General features: G+C 70.7%; 18 protein-coding genes and 1 pseudogene. 6 read left to right on the top strand and 13 right to left on the bottom strand.

The window, feature by feature from the left end:
• Positions 1 to 249: 249 nt before the first annotated feature.
• Complete coding sequence (gene merA, locus AB0P29_RS03530; protein ID WP_363378546.1) at positions 250 to 1626, bottom strand: mercury(II) reductase; 1377 nt, start codon at positions 1624 to 1626, stop codon at positions 250 to 252.
• 99 nt (positions 1627 to 1725) lie between these two features.
• Between merA and AB0P29_RS03535 the strand changes: the two genes are divergently transcribed.
• Positions 1726 to 2115, top strand: a complete 390-nt coding sequence (locus tag AB0P29_RS03535; protein ID WP_054682943.1) for a heavy metal-responsive transcriptional regulator — start codon at positions 1726 to 1728, stop codon at positions 2113 to 2115.
• A gap of 14 nt (positions 2116 to 2129) precedes the next feature.
• Here AB0P29_RS03535 and AB0P29_RS03540 read toward each other — a convergent pair.
• A pseudogene (locus tag AB0P29_RS03540) lies at positions 2130 to 2354 on the bottom strand (ATP-binding protein); the annotation flags it as partial.
• A gap of 161 nt (positions 2355 to 2515) precedes the next feature.
• Here AB0P29_RS03540 and AB0P29_RS03545 point away from each other — a divergent pair.
• Complete coding sequence (locus AB0P29_RS03545; protein WP_311285527.1) at positions 2516 to 3124, top strand: recombinase family protein; 609 nt, start codon at positions 2516 to 2518, stop codon at positions 3122 to 3124.
• Between the two features lie 43 nt (positions 3125 to 3167).
• On the opposite strand, the gene AB0P29_RS03550 is transcribed toward AB0P29_RS03545, so the two are convergent.
• The 6 genes from AB0P29_RS03550 to AB0P29_RS03575 form a co-directional block, all read right to left on the bottom strand.
• Positions 3168 to 3311, bottom strand: coding sequence for a hypothetical protein (locus AB0P29_RS03550; protein ID WP_311285526.1), 144 nt, complete (start codon positions 3309 to 3311; stop codon positions 3168 to 3170).
• Positions 3312 to 3323: 12 nt separating this feature from the next.
• Complete coding sequence (locus tag AB0P29_RS03555) at positions 3324 to 3548, bottom strand: hypothetical protein (RefSeq protein WP_311285525.1); 225 nt, start codon at positions 3546 to 3548, stop codon at positions 3324 to 3326.
• Positions 3549 to 3609: 61 nt separating this feature from the next.
• Complete coding sequence (locus AB0P29_RS03560; protein ID WP_363378550.1) at positions 3610 to 4560, bottom strand: manganese catalase family protein; 951 nt, start codon at positions 4558 to 4560, stop codon at positions 3610 to 3612.
• A 98-nt stretch (positions 4561 to 4658) separates the two neighbouring features.
• Positions 4659 to 5393, bottom strand: coding sequence for a glycosyltransferase (locus AB0P29_RS03565; RefSeq protein ID WP_363378552.1), 735 nt, complete (start codon positions 5391 to 5393; stop codon positions 4659 to 4661).
• Positions 5390 to 6748 carry a PIG-L family deacetylase gene (locus AB0P29_RS03570; protein WP_363378554.1) on the bottom strand — a complete coding sequence of 453 codons (1359 nt, stop codon included), beginning with the start codon at positions 6746 to 6748 and terminating at the stop codon, positions 5390 to 5392. Before AB0P29_RS03570 ends, AB0P29_RS03565 begins: the two co-directional genes overlap by 4 nt.
• Entirely contained in the window at positions 6742 to 7827 is a 1086-nt protein-coding gene (locus tag AB0P29_RS03575; protein ID WP_363378556.1) for an acyl-CoA dehydrogenase, read from the bottom strand. Before AB0P29_RS03575 ends, AB0P29_RS03570 begins: the two co-directional genes overlap by 7 nt.
• A gap of 180 nt (positions 7828 to 8007) precedes the next feature.
• Here AB0P29_RS03575 and AB0P29_RS03580 point away from each other — a divergent pair, with 180 nt between their 5' ends.
• The 3 genes from AB0P29_RS03580 to AB0P29_RS03590 are packed head-to-tail and all read left to right on the top strand — an operon-like array spanning position 8008 to position 9121.
• Positions 8008 to 8418, top strand: a complete 411-nt coding sequence (locus AB0P29_RS03580) for a phage holin family protein (RefSeq protein WP_253036217.1) — start codon at positions 8008 to 8010, stop codon at positions 8416 to 8418.
• A complete protein-coding gene (locus AB0P29_RS03585) occupies positions 8405 to 8788 on the top strand; it encodes a DUF3618 domain-containing protein (RefSeq protein ID WP_253036216.1) in 384 nt (127 codons plus the stop codon). Before AB0P29_RS03580 ends, AB0P29_RS03585 begins: the two co-directional genes overlap by 14 nt.
• A gap of 21 nt (positions 8789 to 8809) precedes the next feature.
• Positions 8810 to 9121, top strand: coding sequence for a DUF4235 domain-containing protein (locus tag AB0P29_RS03590; RefSeq protein WP_253036215.1), 312 nt, complete (start codon positions 8810 to 8812; stop codon positions 9119 to 9121).
• 8 nt (positions 9122 to 9129) lie between these two features.
• On the opposite strand, the gene moaA is transcribed toward AB0P29_RS03590, so the two are convergent.
• Entirely contained in the window at positions 9130 to 10212 is a 1083-nt protein-coding gene (gene moaA / locus AB0P29_RS03595; RefSeq protein WP_253036214.1) for a GTP 3',8-cyclase MoaA, read from the bottom strand.
• A 138-nt stretch (positions 10213 to 10350) separates the two neighbouring features.
• Here moaA and AB0P29_RS03600 point away from each other — a divergent pair, with 138 nt between their 5' ends.
• Positions 10351 to 10740: a hypothetical protein gene (locus tag AB0P29_RS03600; protein WP_253036213.1), complete on the top strand. Its 390-nt coding sequence runs from the start codon at positions 10351 to 10353 to the stop codon at positions 10738 to 10740.
• Here the strand turns inward: AB0P29_RS03600 and AB0P29_RS03605 are convergent.
• From AB0P29_RS03605 to AB0P29_RS03620, 4 genes are read right to left on the bottom strand one after another with little or no spacing between them, the layout of a single operon-like run.
• Entirely contained in the window at positions 10727 to 11782 is a 1056-nt protein-coding gene (locus tag AB0P29_RS03605; RefSeq protein ID WP_363378560.1) for an ABC transporter ATP-binding protein, read from the bottom strand. The genes AB0P29_RS03600 and AB0P29_RS03605 overlap by 14 nt on opposite strands.
• Complete coding sequence (locus AB0P29_RS03610) at positions 11779 to 12561, bottom strand: ABC transporter permease subunit (protein ID WP_253035608.1); 783 nt, start codon at positions 12559 to 12561, stop codon at positions 11779 to 11781. The genes AB0P29_RS03605 and AB0P29_RS03610 overlap by 4 nt, the downstream gene beginning before the upstream one ends.
• Positions 12558 to 13304 carry a molybdate ABC transporter substrate-binding protein gene (gene modA, locus AB0P29_RS03615; RefSeq protein ID WP_253035607.1) on the bottom strand — a complete coding sequence of 249 codons (747 nt, stop codon included), beginning with the start codon at positions 13302 to 13304 and terminating at the stop codon, positions 12558 to 12560. The genes AB0P29_RS03610 and modA overlap by 4 nt, the downstream gene beginning before the upstream one ends.
• A 1-nt stretch (position 13305) precedes the next feature.
• Complete coding sequence (locus AB0P29_RS03620) at positions 13306 to 13698, bottom strand: TOBE domain-containing protein (RefSeq protein WP_217530963.1); 393 nt, start codon at positions 13696 to 13698, stop codon at positions 13306 to 13308.
• Positions 13699 to 13724 lie beyond the last annotated feature (26 nt).

The raw sequence follows: 13724 nt of genomic DNA on the forward strand, positions 1-13724 counted from the left end.
CCATCGTTCTCATCGGCCTCGGCATCGTGATCCTCGTCAGCGGCGGAGCCTTCGGACTCTGACGTAGCGGCAGCGATCCAAACGGCCCCGACCGGGCGCACCCCTCTCGGTTCAGACCGCGACACCTACCTGCAGCCAGTCCTGCGTGATCGCGGCAACAAGTGACTTTGTCAACCTGATTTGGCCCCGGGGTGACGGTTTGAAGTGGCCCCGTCGTGGCGGCGGGTCGATGTGGGTGGCTGTCTGTTGTCAGGCGCAGCAGGAAGTGGGGAGTTCGTTGCGGAAGAGGTTCGCAGTGAGGCGGATGCCTTCGGCCATGGTGAGGTACGGGGCCCAGGTGTCGGCGAGTTGGGTGACGGTGAATCCGGCTTTGATGGCGTAGGTCGCGGCGAGCATCATCTCGCCGGCGGTGTCGGCGAGGGCGTGGACTCCGAGGACTTTGCCGGTGTCGGCGTCGGCGACGATCTTGATGCCGCCGCGGGTGTTGTGGTTGGCGATGGCTCTGGGCACGTCGGCCAGTCGCAGGTATCGGCAGGCGCATCTGTATCCGGCGGCGATGGCTTCGGCTTCGGTGATCCCGGCCGAGGCGAGTTGGGGTGAGGTGAACAGGACGGAGGGCAACCCGGTGTAGTCGACCTGCTCAGAGTGACCGAGGGCGTTGTGTGCGGCGATCTTCCCGGTCCGCGCGGCGACGTACACGTACTGGGGCACGTCGGTGACGTCGCCGGCGGCGAACACCGCCGGGTTCGTGGTCCGCTGTTGTTCGTCGACAATGATGAAGTCGCGGGTGTCGGTCGCGATGCCCGCAGTGGCGAGGCCGAGCCCGTCGGTGCGGGGGGTGCGGCCGGTGGCGACGAGGACGCGTTCACCGGTAGCTACTTTCCCGGTGCGGGTGAGGACTCGGACCAGGTCGTCGTGTGGGGTGATCGTTGCGGCGCGGTCGCCTATGACGGTGATTCCGTCGGTCAGGAAGGCTTTGCGGAGCTCGGAGGAGAGTTCTGGTTCGGCGTGCGGGGCGAGCCGGCCGATGATGGTGACCTCGACCCCGAGCCGGGCGAACAGCTGGGCCTGTTCGAGGCCGACGAATCCGCCGCCGATCACCACGAGCGAAGCGGGCAGCTCGGTGAGTTCCATCGCCGTGGTCGACGTGAGGTAATCGATCTGCTCGAGGCCGGGGATCGTTGGGATGGTCGGTTCGGCGCCGGTGGCGATGAGATACGACTTGGCGCGAACCGGTCGTCCATCGACGAGCAGTGTTGAGGGATCGGTGAATGTTGCGGTGCCGGGGAGGATGTCGAACCCGTAGGCGGCGGCGATGTCGGCGTACTTGGTCTGGCGGAGCATGCCGACCAGCTCATCCTTCTGCTGCACGAGCGCGCCGAGGTCGACGGCCCCAGCGGAGGTGGCGGCGCCGGGGAACGGGTTCGTGAGCGCGGCGTGGCGGGTATGCGCGGCCGCGAGGAGTGTCTTGGAGGGCACGCAACCCACGTTCACGCAGGTGCCACCGAGCGTGCCCGATTCGATGGCGACCACGCTCGCCCCCTCGAGTCGGGCGTGGATCGCCGCGGACATCGCCGCGCCGCCCGTCCCGACCACCGCAAGATCGAACTCGTTGTGCTGAGTCATGATGCCTCCTCGGGTGGACCGGGCCGCACGTGCGGCCCTACGCGACAGAATGGACCTTCAAGCATGCTTGAAGGTCAAACTGACGGTGGAGGTGTCACCATGCGGATCGGAGAACTCGCGGAGAAGGCGAGGACGAGACCGTCGACGCTGCGGTACTACGAGGAGCGCGGGCTGCTGCAACCGCCGGAGCGCACCCCGGCCGGGTACCGCAGCTATGGTGACGAGACGGTGCAGCGGCTCGAGTTCATCGATCGGGCTCGCGCGGCGGGGCTCACCCTTGCGCAGACCGCGGAGATCCTCGATGTTCGCGACACGGGTGGTTCGCCGTGCGCTCACGTGCTGGATCTCCTTGACCGCCGGCTCGTGGAGATTGATGAGCAGCTCGAGCAGCTGCGCGCCCTACGAGGGAGCATCGTCGAGCTTCGGGCGCACGCGACGGCAACGGCGTCCGAAGCCTGCACGCCGGAGTCCATCTGCCGCTACCTCTGATGACTTTCGGATCGCTACTGCCGCTGACGGGTGTGGTTGAGGCGGTACGAGGTGGTGCCGGTTTCGATGATGGTGCCGTTGAACGTGAGCCGGTCGACGATTGCCGCACACAGGCGCGGGTCAGTGAAGGTCTTCGTCCACCCGCTGAACGACTCGTTGGATGCGATCGCGACGGAGTTCTTCTCTTCCCGCTCTGTGAGGACCTGGAACAGGAGTTCGGCGCCGCGTCGGTCGAGTTCGAAGCCACAGAAGTGCGGAATTTCCGGCCTCGGCGAGTCGAAGTGAATAGCCCGGATTGCGTCCCATATAGGGATGGCCTGCGCGACAACGGACAAGCTCGGCACCAGGTCGTCGGATGCCCGTGCTGCGCCCCCGCCGTGGCGGTGACAACGTCGTCCGCATGAACGGAATACTGATTGGCTACGCCAGAGTCTCCACCGCGGATCAGGACCTCACATCGCAGCGAGACGCGCTGCTGCGACTCGGAGTCCTCGCTCGAAACATCTACGTCGATCATGGGCTGACCGGCACCAACCGGGCCCGGCCCGGGCTGCGCGAGGCACTCGCAGCGGTTCGAGAAGCCGACACACTCGTCGTGACGAAACTCGATCGGCTCGCCCGTTCGCTGAAGGACGCGCGCGACATCGCCGACGAACTCACAACGAAAGGTGTCGCGCTCAGTCTCGGAGGGAGCAGGTACGACCCCACCGACCCGGTGGGGCGACTGCTTTTCAATGTGCTCGCGATGGTCGCAGAGTTCGAGCGCGATCTCATCAGCATGCGCACAAAGGAGGGGATGGCGGTGGCGCGCGCGAAGGGTCACCTGAGAGGCCGACAGCCGAAGCTCTCGACAACGCAGCGGAAGCTGTTGTTCGACGTCCAGGACCGGGGCGAGTACACGCAGACGGAGATCGCCGAGTTGTTCAACGTGTCCCGTGCGACCGTCTATCGCGAATTGCAGCGCCGCCGAGCGGCGTTCCTAGCTACCTGTGAGGCGCACATCTACTGAGCCGCTCGCATCCCAGTTGGGACAGCGCCGCGACAACGGGCTGTCAGCCGCCGGGCCGGAGGACGGCCCAACCCGCGTTCAGCCCGTCCGCGAAAATCTTGAGTTGCACGAGGGTGTCCGCGTCGTAGGCGATGCCCTCGATCCGGCCGGGCGCGGCGCAGTCCTGTGCGACGGACGTCGGTCCCACGGGATTGGCCGGCTACTCGCCCGCGGCGGGCGCTGGGGCCCATTCTAGCGTCACCCGAGCGGTCGACGGACTGCAGTCGAAGTCGATCACGTACCGCTCCCCCGTCACCACGACACCCGAGACGGCCGCCTCGCCTTCCGAGATGCCACCGGCCCCCTCAGCGACGAAGGTGATCCGCGAGAACTCGTCGTCAGCGACGCCGGGCACGGCGTAGTCGCCAAGGCCCGCCACGGCCATTCAGCACCACGATCGCCTGACCCCCGACCCCGCGGGACGGGGCCGGGGTGCACGCGCCGGCTTACTTCATGCGCCCGAACGTGGCGTCGATGTCGGCCATCTCCATCGCCGCGGTCGCCTCGATCAGCGCGCGGAGATCCTTGTCCGCGCCCGGCGAGAACTCCTCGGGCCGTTCGGGCGAGATGGTCATCGGCGATCCGACGGGTGCCTGCTCACTGGCATCCAACTCGGTGCCGTCGTTCGACGGCGAGGCGCCCTGGAAGATACGGCCGGCCTCGGACTGGTTGCCGAGATCGAACGAGTACTGCTTGCTCTGCAGGCCCATGTCGACGAGCTTCTTCACCTCGGGGAACTGCTCGGCGTTCGTCTTCGGGATCGGCAGCGCGGTGCGCCAGCTCACCCCGAGCGTCTCGAGCGCCTTCGCGTACGCGTTCTCGTGCGCCTGGTCACGGACGATGAGGTACGAGATCGTGCTGCGGGCCATCTTGTTGTCGGTCATCTCGTACAGGCGGCACTTCTGTAGCCGGCCCGTCGACTCGAGCATGAGGTTGTAGAGCAGGTCGAGCACGAGGTTGCCCGAGTTGTAGACGTAGCTGCCCATCCATGGGTTGCCCGCCGCATCCACCGGCAGCGCACCCTGCGCGCCGACGAGGTAGTGGTGGATGTTGCTGTGGTCGACGGCGATGCTCAGCGGCGTCGCACCGCCGGCACCCGGCTCGTCCACGGGGTCGGTCGGCTTGCCCTTGTACCGCGGCGATCCGTCGAGCAGGCGCGAGATCGTCGTGCCGATGAGCTCGACGTGGCTGATCTCCTCGGTGCCGATGCCCTGGATGAGGTCCTTGTACGGCTTGCCCGAGGGCCCGCGGAAGTTGATGCTCTGGAAGAGGTACTGCATCATCGTGCGCATCTCGCCGAACTGGCCGCCGAGACCCTCCTGCAGTGCGTTCGCGGCGGCGGGATCCGGCTCGTCCTGCGCGATCTCGTTGATGAACTCTTGAACGTGGAAATACATGGTTCCTCCGATGGGGTGTGGGGATGCCTCACGATCCGCACCTCTTCCGCGCCCACCGATCCCCTCGCCAAGCAGGCCGCAGCGAGTACCCTCCCGCGTCAGCCCTGCGCTTCCCTCTCGATGCGCTCGTGCGTCGCGCGGACGAACGCCGCGTAGCCCCCCGCGGTCCGGCCCCAGAAGCGGCCGGAGGTGACCACCTCGGCCTCGTCCGTCGCGTGCACCCGCGCGCCAACAGCGCGAGCGGCGCGGACCAGCTCGACATCCTCGTGCTGGTCGAGGTCGGCGAACTCCCCCGCCGCGATGTAGACGTCCGCCCGCAGCCCCAGGTTCGCGCCGTGCACGTTGCCGGCGGGACGACCCCGCGGGTGGGTCGCGAGCCAGTGCGCAGCGTGCTCGACGGTGAGGTCGGCGAAGTCGGGACGGACCGTGCCCAGGACGACATCCACCCCCGCTGCCCGCACGTCGAGCTGATGGCTGAGCCACGCGGCCGGCACCGTCGAGTCACCGTCGGTCGTGGCGATCCAGGTGGCGCCCAGCGGCACGTCCCGCAGTGCTGCGAGCGCGGCGGCGACGCCGAGCCGCCGCGCGGTGCCCACGTTCCGTGCGTCGATGTGCAGCGTCTGCACGGGCCACGACGCCGCGATCTGCGCGGACGCGTCCGTGCAGGCGTCCAGGACGACGACGGTCACGACCCGCACGCCCGGATGCGTCCGGCGGGTGTGCGCGATCGCTGCGTCGAGCGCCGCGAGACAGCCGCCCAGCAGGGCAGCCTCGTTGTGCACCGGGACCACGATCGCGACGGCGGCGACGGCATCCGACTCCGCCGCTGTCACGCGATGAGCCCGGTCTCGGCAGCGACCGACCGCGCGCCCGCCAGCCCGTAGACCTCGAGCACGTAGTCCTCCTCCTCGTGCACCACCAATCGGACGAGGCCGTCCGCGGCCCGGAGCGCCGCGTGGACGTCGTCTCCCGACAGCGGGTATTCCTCGACGGGATGCCGCCAATGGCACGCGAGCAGCTGCCCGTCGCGCGTGAGGGCGGCCCGCATCCGCTCGACCCCGTCGGCCAGGTCGGCTGCGCCCCAGTAGTAGCCGACCTCCGACAGGACGATGAGGTCGAACGAGCCCTCGGGCCACTCACCCGGCAGCGCGCGGCGCTCGAGGCGCACATCCGCCCCCTCACCGATACGGCGACGCGCGGCCTCGAGCGGCGCCTCGGCGATGTCGACGGCGAGCACAGCGTCGCACCGCTCGGCCAGCAGCTGGGTCAGCGCGCCGGTTGAGCACCCCAGCTCGAGCGCGCGGCCGTACCGGGGTCGCGGTAAGCACGCCATCGTGACCGCACGCTTCCGCTGCTCGTACCACCGCGATTCGAACCCCCACGGGTCGTCGCCGTTGCGACGGTAGAACGCGTCGAAGTAGGTCTCGTCCAGGCTGCCGCGCTCACTTGCGGGCCGGATGAAGACCTCGAACGGACGGTCGAAGTGCGCCTGCATCCGTTCGTGCAGCATCACTTCGTCGCCCGGCGCGTCGGACAGCGGCTCGATCTGGCTGCGGTGGCGATGCAAGGCGTGCCGCTTCGCGTCGACGGTCGCATCATCGAGTGAAAGGACCTCGATCTCGTCCCACGGCACATCGTCGGGCGTGCCCCAGTGCCACAGCCAGATCGGGTACCACCGGTACGGGATGCCCCGTTCGGCGCACACCTCGGCCGTCACCTCGCCGACCACGCGGTGATCGCGATGCCCATCGCCGGTCCATGGCGCGACGACGAGACATGAGCCCGCGCCTGCGACGGTCTCGCGGAGCGCCGTGGCGATAGGGGTGCGGTGACCGTCGGTCCCACCGTCGGGGATGCCGAGGAACCGCAGCTCGGTTGACGGCGCCAGCTGCGCGAGCGCGTCGGCCGCCTCGCGGCGGCGCAGCGCGCCGAGCTCGACGGGTGTCGCGGACGGCGAGTCGGGGTGCGACCCCTCCCCGTCCGTGACGACGAGCACGGTCGCCCTCGCCCCGCGGCGAGCGGCGGCGGCAATCAGCCCTGCCGCTCCGAGGGTCTCGTCATCGGGGTGCGCTGCAACGACGACGAGGTGATCGAACTCGACGTCGAGGCTCGCGGGGTTCCGCCCGGCGAAGGTCTCGGCCCACACGTCCTCGCCCGTCCCGGGGTCGAGGTGGCTGAAGCTCACCATGCGCCGCGACCCTGACCGAGGTCGGCGCCGATCCGAGCGAGGTCCCGCTCGCCGTGGTGCTGGCGGAGGTAGATCCCCAAATCCGCGACCCGACGCGCGTGCGCGTCGTCGGCGACCAGCGGCAACGGTCCGAGCGCACGGGCTGACTCGGCGAGCGTGGTCTCGACGGCGCCCGCCACGATGGCCCGCACGCGGGCGGCCAGGATGCCGGGGTCGGGAGCGCGGTCGAATGCGGCGGGCGCGGCATCCATCTGGCCCGCAGCCGACCGCAGCGCGAGCCGCGCCGCCCACAACGCCGTGTCCACGCGACCGAGATGCAGACGCGACAGCTGGTCGGCGCCGTCGCGCTGCGCCGCTGCGAGGAGCGCCGCGCGGAGCGGCAGCGCACCGCCCCACCAGCACGCGGCCACCCCGACCCCGCCGGCCACGAACCCCGGCCGCCTGAGGTACCAGCCGGGCTCGCCGACCGGCACGGCCGGCGCCGACGCGAAGTCCACCGGAGCGCTCACGACCTGGCGCAGCCCGCGCGCATGCCATGGCCCGTCGTGAGGGCTGACCGCGGGCCCTCGCAGGGCCACCGCGAAGAGGCGACGCTCGTCGCCGACCCAAGCGGTGACGAGCGCGTGGGTCAGGTGCTGCGCGAGCGAGCACCACGGCTTGGTTCCCGTCAGCAACCAGCCGGAGCCGTCGTCCCGCGCATCGAGGCGCACGCCCGCACCTTCGGCGGCGAACACGCCCCACGACGAGCCCGGGCCGGCACCGATCGCTTCGAGGTCCGGCCCGACGGCCGCGCGTTGCGCCTGGTCGAGGATGTCGAGCGCGTCGAGGTGCGGTTCGAGGATGCGGGCGGCCGCGACATCCCGCTCCGCGACCGCCGCCAGGAACGACCAGTCGTCGGCGAGGGAGCGGTCGTCGTCGCGGGCGGCGCCGACGCCGATCGCCCACGCAAGGGTGGCGGACACATCGGTGCCGAACCCAGCGAGCTCGTCGGCTTCGGCGAGCGCGGGCCGCTGTGCGCTGGGAAGCGGGTGGTCGCCGAGGGCGCACGACGTCGAGGGATCTGCAGCGGGAGAGCTCACACTCGTGAGTCTCGGGTCGTGGGTCGCGGGACGGCAGAGGCTTGCCATCGCATCCACCTGTTCGCTAGCGGTCGACGACCCGCGCCTCACGCACCGCCGTCGACGGAAGTCAAGCCTGTCGTGCAGATGGACGAAGATCCACGAGCCTGAAGCCCTACCACCCGATGAGAGGAGTCGGTCGTGACGCAGGCCAAACCATCACCCGAACCGTCGACCGCGGAGCTGATCTCCCGTCTGTCCGAGCAGACGTCTCGCCTCGTGCGGGATGAGATGCGCCTCGCCCGAGCGGAGCTCTCCTCGAAGGCGAAGCAGGGCGGACTCGGCGTGGGGCTGCTCGGCGCGAGCGGCGTGCTCGCGTGGTTCGGCGTCGGCGCGCTCATCGCGACAGCGATCATCGCGCTGTCGCTGCTCCTCCCCGCATGGGCCGCCGCGCTGATCGTGACTGCCGTGCTGTTCATCGTCGCCGGCATCCTCGCGCTCGTCGGCAAGAAGAAGGTGTCGGCCCTGTCGCCGACGCCGGAGCGGACCGTGCAGAACGTGAAACAGGACATCACCGAAGTGAAGGAGCGCACCCACCATGACCACGCCTGACGTCCCCGCACGCGAAGTGCCCCTCTCGTCCACCCCCGCGACGAAGCCGGAACCCGCGGAGGACGCGTCGGTCGCCGAGATCGAAGCCGACATCGCACAGACCCGCGCGGAGCTGGGCGACACAGTGGAGCAGCTCGCAGGCAAGCTCGACGTGAAGGCGAGGGCGAAGCAGCAGGTCGAGACCGTGAAGACGAACGTCGCTGCGCAGATCGGCGATGCCCGCGAGCACGCGGCCGATTACGTGCATCAGGCGACGAATGCCCTCACGGACGACGCCGGCAAGCCGAACCGCAACGGCTGGATCGCCCTGGCCCTCGCGGTCGTCGCGATCGGCGCCGTCATCACCGCTGTCGCGCGCCGCGGCCGCTGAGACACACGAAAGGACCCCCGCATGTCGAAGAAGACCTCGAAGCCGGAGAAGAAGTCGAGCACGTCGGCGAAGATCCTGTACCGCCCGATCGGGCTCATCAGCGGCATGGTGAGCGGCGCCCTCGCCGGTGTGATCTTCAAGCAGCTCTGGAAGCGGGCGAGCCCGACCCACCGCGAAGACAGCCCGAAGGCCCTGGAGTCAGAATTCGGCCTCGGCGAGGTGCTGATCGCAGCCGCCTTGCAGGGCGCCTTGTTCGCCCTGGTGAAGGCGCTCGTCGACCGCGGCGGCGCCCGGGCGTTCGAGCGCGCGACCGGGGAGTGGCCTGGCGACTGAGCCCGCGGTCAGCCGCCGATTGCGTTCATCCCCCGCGCGGGCTGCAGGAACGACGGGTCGTTGATCGCGTGCCCGGGCAGCTTGCCCAGCACGCACGCGTGCAGCACCTCGGCGATCACGCGCCGTCGATCGGCGTCCGCGGCATCCACCGGCATCCCGCGCACCGCGGTCGTCACGTCGTACTCGGTCAGCGAGAACAGGCAGTTGCGGAACTGACCGTCGGCGGTCAGCCGCAGGCGGTCGCACGCACCGCAGAACGGCGCGGTCACCGACGCGATCACACCGACCTCGTGCGGGCCGCCGTCGATGCGCCACTTCTCGGCCGGAGCGCCGCCGCGGCCGAGCACCGGCTCGAGCGACCACCGTTCCGACAGCGCCTCGAGAATCTCCTCGCGCGTCACCATCGCGCTGCGATCCCACGTGTGCCCGGAATCCAGCGGCATCTGCTCGATGAACCGCAACTGCGCGCCCACCTCCATCGCGAACGCGACGAGGTCGGCCAGCTGGTCGTCGTTCACGCCCCGCATCGCGACGGCGTTGAGCTTCAACGGCTTCAGATCGGATGCCGCGGCTGCCGCAATCCCCTCGAGCACGTCATCGAGCCGGTCACGCCGCGTTAGCGCGGTGAACCGCTCGCGATCGATCGTGTCGATGCTGATGTTCAACCGCGTCAGACCCGCGTCGACCAGGTCGGGCAGCACCTCGGCCAGCCGGATCCCGTTCGTCGTCATCGCCACCTCGACCGGACCGTCGGGCCCCGAGATCGCCGCGACCCGACGCACCACGTCGACGATGTCCGTCCGCAGCAACGGCTCACCGCCGGTCAGCCGGAACGTACGGATGCCGAGACTCGCCGCCACCTCGGCGATCTCGACGACCTCGTCGGTCGTCAGGATGCTGGTGCGCGCCAGCCACTCGTTGCCCTGCTCGGGCATGCAGTAGGTGCAGCGCAGCGAGCACCGGTCGGTCAGCGAGATGCGCAGGTCGCGGTGCACACGGCCGTGCGTGTCGACGAGGCCGACGGCCGGGTCGGGCGCCGTTGCGGCGGGTACCTGCGGCGCTCGGCCGAGCGAGATCGGCACGGCCGTCACCGGCTCATCCCCCCGCGGCATCCCATTTTCCGAGCCTAATCGCCCCGACCGGCGAGGCGGCCTGTCAGACCGCCCCCGGGCTGTGAAGTCAGCACCAATGCCCCGGTTGGGCAACGATCCCGCGGTACGTTTCGGCGCATGAGCCTGCGCCGCATCGTTCTGCCGGTCCTCGCCGTTACCGCCCTGCTCCTCACGGCGTGTGCGCCGACCGAGTTCGCTCGCGAGCAGACCGCCGCTGACCGTCCCGACGCCGTCGTCGACGGGGTCGACGGCGCGATCGACGTCGCGACGCTGCGATACGTCGGGAAAGCCGACGCGTACGACGTCTACCTGGCGCGCGCAGCGGGTGACGGCGACTCGTTGTGCCTGTCGCTCACCCTCGACGACGCCTGGCAGACCACCGCCTGCGCGCGCGACTCCGTCTCGGTACAGATCAGCGACAGCGCGAGCGTCGCCGCCGACCTCAGCTACCGCAGCGGCGAGGACCGCGACATGATCTCCGACAACGTCTGGGTCAACCGGAAGTAGCCGGCACCGCGACGAACCGCACGCGGGCCGGGTCGATCTGCAGCCACAGCGCCTCGCCGACCGAGACCGACGTCTGCCGCACGTCCACCGCACCCGCCGTCGTCCGCACTCGCGCTCCCGACAGCGTCGGCTCCACCCCCACCACCGTCGCCGACCAGGCGTTCTCGCCCGCAGCGCCCACGATCCGCACGTCGCCCGGGCGGAACACAGCGGCGAGCCCGACACCGTCCCCGGCGGCGAGCGCGGTCGACGCGGCATCCGTGCTCGTCAGCACCTGCCCCGCCGCACCCCGCCACACGCCGCGCGCGGCGACCCCCGGCATCCGATTCATGTCCGCGATCGACGCGACGAAAGCGGATGCCGGGGCCCGCAGCACCTCGCGCACCCCGCCGCTCTGCACCACGGCTCCCGCCTCGATCACGAACAGCCGCTCGGCGAGGGCGACCGCGTCGCCGGCGTCGTGCGTGACCGCGACGGTCGTCGTGCCGGCGAGCTGCTCGCGCAGCATCCCGCGGATCGCCGACGCCGTCACGGGATCGAGCGCGACCAGCGGCTCGTCGAGCAGCACCACCCGCGGCGACGCCGACAGCGCCCGCGCGATCGCGACACGCTGCTGCTCGCCTCCCGACAACTCGCGCGGCATCCGCGAACCCGTCCCCGCGAGGCCCACGCGGTCGAGCCACGCGTCGGCCTCGGCGCGCGCCTGGGCGGCCGGCATGCCCGTCGCGCGCGGACCGAACGCGACGTTCTCGCGCGCACTGAGGTGCGGGAACAGCCGCGGGTCCTGCCCGAGCAGCACCACGCCGCGCTGCATCGGCGGCGTGCGCACCCGCGGGTCGGCCGCCCGCTCGACCGTGCGACCGGCCACCGCGATCTCGCCGCCGTCGAGCGGCACCAGACCGGCGAGCGCCTCGAGGAGCGTCGACTTGCCGGCGCCGCTCGGACCCATGATCGCGACCGTCTCGCCGGCATCCGCGTCGATCTCGACGTCCACGCGAAAGCCCGGACGCTCCACCACGACGTGCGCCCGCAGCCCGCTCATCGCACCGCTCCCGGTCGCCAGCCGCGCACCAGCATCAGCACCAGCACCGCCGCGGCGAGCAGCAGCAGCGCGAGCGCAACGGCCGTGCCCTGCGTCACTCCGGCGCCGTTGAACGCCGTGTAGATCGCGAGCGGCATCGTCTGCGTGACGCCGGGCCGGTTGCCGGCGAACAGCGCGGTGGCGCCGAACTCGCCGATCGCGCGGGCGAAGCACAGCACGACGCCGGCGACGATCCCGGGGGCGGCGAGCGGCAGCGTGATGCGCCGCAGGATCGTCCAGCGCCCGGCGCCCAACGCCGCCGCGGTCCGCTCGAACTCCACCCCGGTCGAGCGCACGGCGCCCTCGACGGCGAGCACGAGGAACGGCAGCGCCACGAACGTCTGCGCGACCACGACGGCGGGCGTCGTGAACGACAGCCCCCACCCGCCGAGCCACCCCTGCCGGCCGAAGAGGTACAGCAGCGCGATGCCCCCGACCATCGGCGGCAGCACGAGCGGCACCGTCACCGCGGCCCGCAGCACCGCCGCCAGGCGGGGACCCGACCGCGCGATCAGCAACGCCAACGGCACCCCGATCACGACGCAGACCGCGGTCGCCGCCGCCCCCGTGCCGAGCGAGAGGCCCAGCGCCGACAGCGCCGCGGGCGACGTCACGTCGGCGACGAACGTCGACCACTGCACCCGGGCGATGAGCGCCACGAGCGGCAGAATCAGGAACGACAACCCGACCAGCGCCGGTACCGACAGCATGCGCGGGACGTAGCCGCGCCCCGCGCTCACGGCGCCCCGAACCCGCGGTCCGCGAGGATCCGCTGCCCGGGCTCCGACAGCACGAACGCGACGAACGCATCGGCGGCCGCGGGGTTCGCGGCATCCGTCAGCGCCGCGATCTCGTACCGGTTCACGACGTCGCCGCTGCCCTCGGGGACGATCGCCTCGACGTCGTCGCGCCCGACCACGTCGGTCGCGTAGACGAGGCCCGCATCGGCCTCACCCGCCGCCACCTTCGTGAGCACCGCGGTCACGTTCTGCTCGAGGCTCGCGGCGTCGACCGTCACACCCGCGCCCTCGAGCAGTCGAGCGGATGCCGCGCCGCACGGCACCTCCGGAGCGCAGAGCACCGTCACGACGCCGGACAGATCGGCCAGCGACGCGACGCGTTCCGGGTTGCCCGCCGGGACGACGATCACGAGCGTGTTCGTCGCGAAGACCGCGGAGTCGGGTGCGAACTCCGACACCTTCGCCATCGTCGACTCATCGGCCGACGCGAAGACATCCGCGGGCGCGCCCTCGGCGATCTGCGTGGCGAGCGTCGACGATCCGTCGTACACGGGACTGATCCGCACGTCGGGATGCTGCGCCGTGAACGCGTCGGTGACCTCGTCGAACGACGCCTGCAGGGATGCTGCGGCGTACACGTTCAGGGTGCCGTTCACGTCGTCGTCCGACGCCGGCGGAGTCGAGGCGGCGCAGCCGGTCAGCGCGAGCACGAGCGCGGCGAGCGCGCCGGCCGGGCGGCGCACGTCAGTCCCCCGCCAGCTCGACGACGACGTTCGTCGCCTTCACCGATGCGCGCGCTGTCGTCCCGACCTCGAGCTGCAGCTCGCGCACCGCCTCGGCCGACAGCAGCGACACCACCCGGTGAGGACCGGCCTGGATGTCGACCTGTGCCATGACCCCGTCGACCTGCACCCGCGTGACGATCCCGACGAAGCTGTTGCGCGCGCTGGAGCGATGCTCGAAGCCGTCACCGGGGTCGTTCGCCATGGTCACCGCGAACGCCGCGAGGGCTTCGCCGGGGATCTCGGCGGGCACGGCATCGGTCACGGGGAGCAGGCCCTGGTCGATCCAGCGCCGCACCGAGTCGTCGCTCACACCCAGCAGACGAGCGGCCCGGGCCACACGGTAGGTCGTCATGGTTCGATCATGCCGCACACGCGGCT

It is taken from the genome of Microbacterium sp. NPDC080220 (assembly GCF_040686395.1).
GTDB classification, from domain to species: domain Bacteria; phylum Actinomycetota; class Actinomycetes; order Actinomycetales; family Microbacteriaceae; genus Microbacterium; species Microbacterium gawkjiense.

Bases quoted from the DNA above. Each gene is read 5' to 3' on its own strand.
- merA (WP_363378546.1), bottom strand. From the start codon at position 1,626: ATGACTCAGCACAACGAGTTCGATCTTGCGGTGGTCGGGACGGGCGGC.
- AB0P29_RS03535 (WP_054682943.1), top strand. From the start codon at position 1,726: ATGCGGATCGGAGAACTCGCGGAGAAGGCGAGGACGAGACCGTCGACG.
- AB0P29_RS03545 (WP_311285527.1), top strand. From the start codon at position 2,516: ATGAACGGAATACTGATTGGCTACGCCAGAGTCTCCACCGCGGATCAG.
- AB0P29_RS03555 (WP_311285525.1), bottom strand. From the start codon at position 3,548: ATGGCCGTGGCGGGCCTTGGCGACTACGCCGTGCCCGGCGTCGCTGAC.
- AB0P29_RS03560 (WP_363378550.1), bottom strand. From the start codon at position 4,560: ATGTATTTCCACGTTCAAGAGTTCATCAACGAGATCGCGCAGGACGAG.
- AB0P29_RS03570 (WP_363378554.1), bottom strand. From the start codon at position 6,748: ATGGTGAGCTTCAGCCACCTCGACCCCGGGACGGGCGAGGACGTGTGG.
- AB0P29_RS03585 (WP_253036216.1), top strand. From the start codon at position 8,405: ATGACCACGCCTGACGTCCCCGCACGCGAAGTGCCCCTCTCGTCCACC.
- AB0P29_RS03590 (WP_253036215.1), top strand. From the start codon at position 8,810: ATGTCGAAGAAGACCTCGAAGCCGGAGAAGAAGTCGAGCACGTCGGCG.
- AB0P29_RS03600 (WP_253036213.1), top strand. From the start codon at position 10,351: ATGAGCCTGCGCCGCATCGTTCTGCCGGTCCTCGCCGTTACCGCCCTG.
- AB0P29_RS03605 (WP_363378560.1), bottom strand. From the start codon at position 11,782: ATGAGCGGGCTGCGGGCGCACGTCGTGGTGGAGCGTCCGGGCTTTCGC.
- AB0P29_RS03620 (WP_217530963.1), bottom strand. From the start codon at position 13,698: ATGACGACCTACCGTGTGGCCCGGGCCGCTCGTCTGCTGGGTGTGAGC.